Origin of the sequence: Paucihalobacter sp. (genome assembly GCF_036825875.1) — a bacterium.
Classification (GTDB): domain Bacteria; phylum Bacteroidota; class Bacteroidia; order Flavobacteriales; family Flavobacteriaceae; genus Paucihalobacter.
This window is the reverse complement of record NZ_DAISXK010000065.1, coordinates 6,193-11,869: the sequence shown is the minus strand read 5'-3', so window position 1 is coordinate 11,869 and position 5,677 is coordinate 6,193. Positions and strand designations below refer to the sequence as shown.

4 protein-coding genes and 1 tRNA gene are annotated in these 5,677 nt (G+C 35.4%); 2 read left to right on the top strand and 3 right to left on the bottom strand.

Going from position 1 to position 5,677, the window contains the following annotated elements:
* Positions 1–163 precede the first annotated feature (163 nt).
* A tRNA-Ser gene (locus V7Z48_RS12880) sits at positions 164–247 on the bottom strand.
* Between the two features lie 82 nt (positions 248–329).
* Positions 330–2,375: an HD family phosphohydrolase gene (locus tag V7Z48_RS12875; protein ID WP_334114002.1), complete on the bottom strand. Its 2,046-nt coding sequence runs from the start codon at positions 2,373–2,375 to the stop codon at positions 330–332.
* Between the two features lie 209 nt (positions 2,376–2,584).
* Between V7Z48_RS12875 and V7Z48_RS12870 the strand changes: the two genes are divergently transcribed.
* Together V7Z48_RS12870 and V7Z48_RS12865 are read left to right on the top strand one after the other, a co-directional pair.
* Complete coding sequence (locus V7Z48_RS12870) at positions 2,585–3,760, top strand: acetyl-CoA C-acyltransferase (protein ID WP_334114000.1); 1,176 nt, start codon at positions 2,585–2,587, stop codon at positions 3,758–3,760.
* 11 nt (positions 3,761–3,771) lie between these two features.
* Positions 3,772–4,521 carry a C40 family peptidase gene (locus V7Z48_RS12865; RefSeq protein WP_334113999.1) on the top strand — a complete coding sequence of 250 codons (750 nt, stop codon included), beginning with the start codon at positions 3,772–3,774 and terminating at the stop codon, positions 4,519–4,521.
* Positions 4,522–4,572: 51 nt separating this feature from the next.
* Here V7Z48_RS12865 and V7Z48_RS12860 read toward each other — a convergent pair.
* Positions 4,573–5,677, bottom strand: a 1,105-nt coding sequence (locus V7Z48_RS12860; RefSeq protein WP_334113997.1) for a tetratricopeptide repeat protein, incomplete at its 5' end; no start/stop codon positions are given.

Below are 5,677 nucleotides of genomic sequence, written 5' to 3'. Positions count from 1 at the left end.
CTGCGACCTCCTGCTCCCAAAGCAGGCGCGATGACCGGGCTACGCTACACCCCGGACTGAGCGTTATAAAAATGTTTTGTAAACATTTTTATAGTAAAGGCCAACTCGTGAGCTGGACATTACTACTTGTAATACGCATTTCCGGTTTTACTATTAATACTTGCGGAGAGACAGGGACTCGAACCCTGGCGACACTTACGCGTCGACAGATTAGCAATCTGCTCCATTACCACTCTGGCACCTCTCCTATTTTTTTATTGAACGTCGCTTATTTTGCGGTTGCAAATGTAACTTTTTCATTCTATTTAATGAAACTATTTTAAACTTTTTTAATCTGGATATTTTATTCGAATGTGAAAAATATTGGCGAGTTTTTTCTTCAATACCTTTTTAATCGTTTCGATATCTCTGAATGTTATGTCTGCATTTATAAATTGCGCATCAGACGATTGTGTATTGATAATAGTTTCAACAAAATCATTGATAGAATTTGAATTTGGTTCTTTTAAACTCTTCGAAGCAGCTTCAACACTATCGCACATCATTAAAATAGCCGTTTCCTTACTAAATGGCTTAGGACCAATATATCTAAAATTACTTTTATTGACATCGGCATTAGTTTCTTTTTCTTTGGAATAAAAATAATAAACTACATTGGTACCATGATGGGTTCGGATAAAATCAATAATTCTGTCTGGTAAGTTGTGTTTTTTTGCGATCTCAATGCCATGAATGACGTGATTAAGAATAATTCTAGCACTCTCACGTGGTGATAAATCGTCGTGCGGATTGATACCGGTTACTTGATTTTCAGTAAAATAAGTTGGATTAATCATTTTACCTATGTCGTGATATAATGCTCCTACTCTAACTAGCATGGCGTTAGCACCTATTTCATTTGCACAGGTTTCAGCCAAATTAGCTACGTTTAATGAATGGTGAAACGTCCCAGGTGCTTTGTTGGATAGTTCTTTGAGTAATTTTGAATTGGTGTCGGATAATTCAAGTAAGGATACATCGGAAATTAATCCAAAAGTTTTTTCGTAAATATAAATTAATGGTTGTACGAACAAAGTGGCCAATCCACAAATAATAAACAATCCGAGCGTTTCAAAATTAAGCGTTGTTAAACTGCCCTCGTGAATAGCAAAAAAGGCAGTATAGGCAATTAAATAGATGAAAGTAATTTGACCAACCGAAATAAATAAATTAGTTCTTTTATAGAGTTCGGATACTGTTAAAATAGTAACGATTCCTGCAATAATTTGAAGAAACATATATTCAAAACTATTAGGCACTATAAAGCCAAGCAGCAAAACCGTTAGCATATGGGCAAAGAGTCCCAATCTTGCATCAAAAAATGCCTTTAATATTAAGGGTAAAATACAAATGGGTATCACGTAAATATAATCTGTATTAAACTTAACTACTAAAGAGGTTAAAAAAACCATTAACAGCATATTAAATACTATAAATGTTACCTTGGTATTATGATTGTAAATTTCTGACCGATATTTCCTTAGAAATAATAACAGCATAAGAAATGTTAAGGTAACTAAAACCGTATAGGCTATTAAAATAAGCCAATAACTATTTGCCGACAAGGTTTGAGATTCGTATTCGGTTTCTAAAGACCTTAAAACATTAAAAGAGTCGTTTTGAATAATTTCACCTTTTGAAATTATTAATGTTCCTTGGGCTATGCTACCTCTGTATTTGGATATTCTGTTAATCGATTCTTCAAAAGCCTTTTCCGTTAAGCTTTCATTGTAAAACGCATTTACCTTAATTACGTCAAACAAAATGGAAAATAGTATGGGTTGGTAACTGCTTAATTCTTCATTCTCTAATTCGGATTCTAATTGTTGCCTGACAGATTTAAAAGTGACTAAGTCCTGGTAATTAATTTCAGCCATTTTAATATTATCACTTAATAAAATTACCTGTGTTTTGGATTCAAAATCTGTTGTAGGCTCAATAATACCATATTGGTAAGCATTTCGCATTACGTCAATCGACTTAGTGTATAGTAAATTATTGGGTGCATTAATCGTATCCGTAAATTGAGCTATAAACAAGGATTGAAAGTCATCTAAGGCATTTTCTGAAAGGCTTTTGTTTACCTCAAAATACACTGGCATAGCAGCCTTTAACTCGGCAACTTCCTGATTGTAATTCGCGTCAGATTTTTTGATAGCAAAATCAAAAGGCGAATATAAATTTTCCGATTGCCAAGGTTTACCTTTTTCATAAGTAAACTTAAACTTAGAACTTATAGGAAATAAATATACTACCACAAAAGTAGCACTTGCAAGTAATAATATTTTGTAAAGCAAAGCATGATTGCGATACCATGCATCTAACAATGAATTCATAATTAAAAAGTACAATGATTTAAGGTAAATATACATATTCAAATTAAATGCATTAAAGAATATATTCGTTTTACGCATAAACGCTAAGTATTAATCTAATAAATCGGAAAAAATACAAGCTTATAAAATTCAACGACCACTGTACAAGGCATGTCAGTCTGTAAAAAAATGATTAATTTTGCATCAATCAAATCTGAAATATACACAACATGAAAACCGTAGTAATAGTATCGGCTGTACGAACACCAATTGGTAGTTTTATGGGTGCCTTATCCTCAATTCCCGCACCTAAATTAGGTGCCATTGCCATTAAAGCCGCTTTAGAAAAGATCAATCTTAAGCCTGAGTTGGTAGATGAAGTGTTGATGGGTAATGTGGTTCAAGCTGGTAATGGACAAGCTCCAGCTAGACAAGCCGCTATATATGCAGGTATTCCCGATACCACGCCTTGTTCCACTGTTAATAAAGTTTGTGCTTCTGGCATGAAGGCAGTGATGCAAGCTGCGCAAGCTATTATATGCGGAGACGCTGAGATTGTGGTTGCTGGTGGTATGGAAAATATGAGTTTGATTCCCCATTATGTAAATTTAAGAAATGGACAAAAATTTGGTCCGACAACTTTAGTAGACGGTATGCAAAAAGATGGTTTGGTTGATGCTTATAACCAAGATGCCATGGGCGTATGTGCCGACGCTTGTGCTACAGAATATAAATTTAGTAGAGAAGACCAAGATGCGTTTGCGATTCAATCCTACAAACGATCGGCTGCTGCTTGGGAAGCTGGAAAATTTAATAATGAAATAATTCCTGTGCAAGTACCACAGCGCAAAGGTGACCCAATAGCCATTGTTAAGGATGAAGAATTCACTAACGTCTTTATAGATAAAATACCAAATTTAAGACCTGCTTTTACAAAGGACGGAACCGTAACAGCAGCCAATGCCTCTACAATTAATGATGGTGCGGCGGCCTTAGTATTGATGAGTTTAGAAAAAGCCCAATTATTAGGATTAACGCCACTCGCAAGCGTTGAAGGATTTGCAGATGCAGCACAACAACCAGAATGGTTTACTACCGCACCAGCAAAAGCCTTACCAAAAGCATTGCACAAAGCAGGCTTATCTTTGAATGATATTGATTTTTTTGAATTTAACGAAGCATTTTCTGTAGTTGGTTTAGCCAATATGAAATTATTAGGACTTACAGACCACAACGTAAATGTGAATGGTGGCGCTGTATCTTTGGGTCATCCATTAGGTTGTTCGGGTGCACGAATATTGGTAACCTTATTGAATGTATTAGAGCAAAACAATGCCAAACTAGGTGCAGCAGCAATTTGTAATGGTGGCGGCGGTGCCTCGGCAATAATTATTAAGCGCTACTAAAACTTAATTTGATGCTGTACGGAATTGGCAACTTAGGTGTTGCTCCCATTAGACTAGAACCAAGTGATGCATCAGAGATGGTTACTCAGTTGTTGTATGGTGATATTTTCAAAATATTAGAACAACGAAAAAATTGGTATAAAATTCGTTTAGATTTTGACAAATACGAAGGCTGGTTAGATAAAAAACAGGCTCTGCTAATTTCCGAAGAAAACTATGCGCAACTGGGTCAGCAAAATCTGCTGTTTAATAACGATTTGATCGAATTTGTAAGTGATACTAACAATCTTATAACGGCCATACCTTTAGGTGCGGTTTTGAATGGATTAGAACTACTACAACACAAATTTGATGGCCACATTATATCAACACAACAACCCAAGTCTCATCTTATCGACATAGCGCTCATCTATTTAAATGCGCCATATCTTTGGGGTGGAAAAACACCTATGGGAATTGATTGTTCTGGTTTTACGCAAATGGTGTATAAGATAAATGGTTATCAAATCTTAAGAGACGCTTCGCAGCAAGCAACCCAAGGTGAAGCCTTGAGTTTTATTGAAGAAAGTGAAGCTGGAGATTTAGCGTTTTTCGATAATGAAGAAGGGAGAATCACCCACGTAGGGATTATAATGAACGACAACTATTTGATTCATGCCCATGGTAAGGTTAGAATTGATAGAATTGATCACACAGGTATATTTAATACAGATTTAAAACTCTACACCCACAAACTACGCGTTATTAAAAAACTAATATAAAAAAAGCCACTTTAAAAGTGGCCTTTTTAATTAATGGAAGTTTTTGTTTTTTTAGTTACCAGCTTCTAGTTCCGAAACAAGCGCTTGCATTTCTTTATACTTGTCAGTTTCTCCTAAAGCGCTATACATGTTCATTAAAGTTCTAGCGGCATCAATGTTTTTTGGGTTGATTTCAAGAACTCTTTTTAAATATGGAACTGCTTCTGCATATAATCCTGAACGTTTATCTCGCAATTCGTCATATCTTTTATCATCCGCGGCAGATGTTCCTAAGCCATTCATTTCTTCAATAATAGCGGCCTCTCCTTCCAGAATTAATACAGCCATGTTTAGTTGCGCATCTCCGTAATTTGGATCAAGAGCAATTGCTTTGTTATAATATTTTCTGGCGTTTTCCACATCATTTGCCTCAGCTGCCAAAACACCTAAGTTAAATTGAAGTTCTGCATTATTAGGATCTCTTTTAGTCGCTTCCTCAATTAGAGACCTAAACTTTTCTTTATTACCCATTTTAAGATGTACATTGGCCTCTGATAAAATCAAGCCAACATCCTCGGGGTTCTCATCTCTGGCATCTTTCATTGCGGCTATAGCTTTATCATTTTCGTTATTTGAAACATATATAAGAGCTATATTTTTAACTATTTCTGCACGTTTTGATTCGCTTTTTGAACTGCGAGGCTTTTCAAATTTCCCAGACAGTACGGCCGCATCCCGAAGACCTTTGTCGCCAAATGGCTCTTCTATACCTAATTCTTTGTTTACGGCAAAATATTCCATTTGAGAACCATCATATCCGATGTCTTTGAGTTCATTGTAATATTCTAATGACTGTTTGTAATCCATACCTTGAACTGCAGAAGAGGCAGCAAAATAAAGATAAATGGTATCAGAAGGTGATAATCGATAAACTTCATTAAATTTCGCTGCAGCACTTTTAAATTCTTTTGCTTCGTAAGCTTTACTGGCACGTGACAATAGGTTTTTAGTAATCTCCGTTTTTAATTCTAAAGCATCGCTCGAATGTTTTGTAACCCCTGAAGAAAGTTGTATTGACTTTAATTGTTCTAGAGTTTCAAGCGCTGTAGTTATATCAGAATCCTTTGCGTTACCGTTTGAAAAAAACGCTTGTGATTTTAAAAATAAATACTTTTCT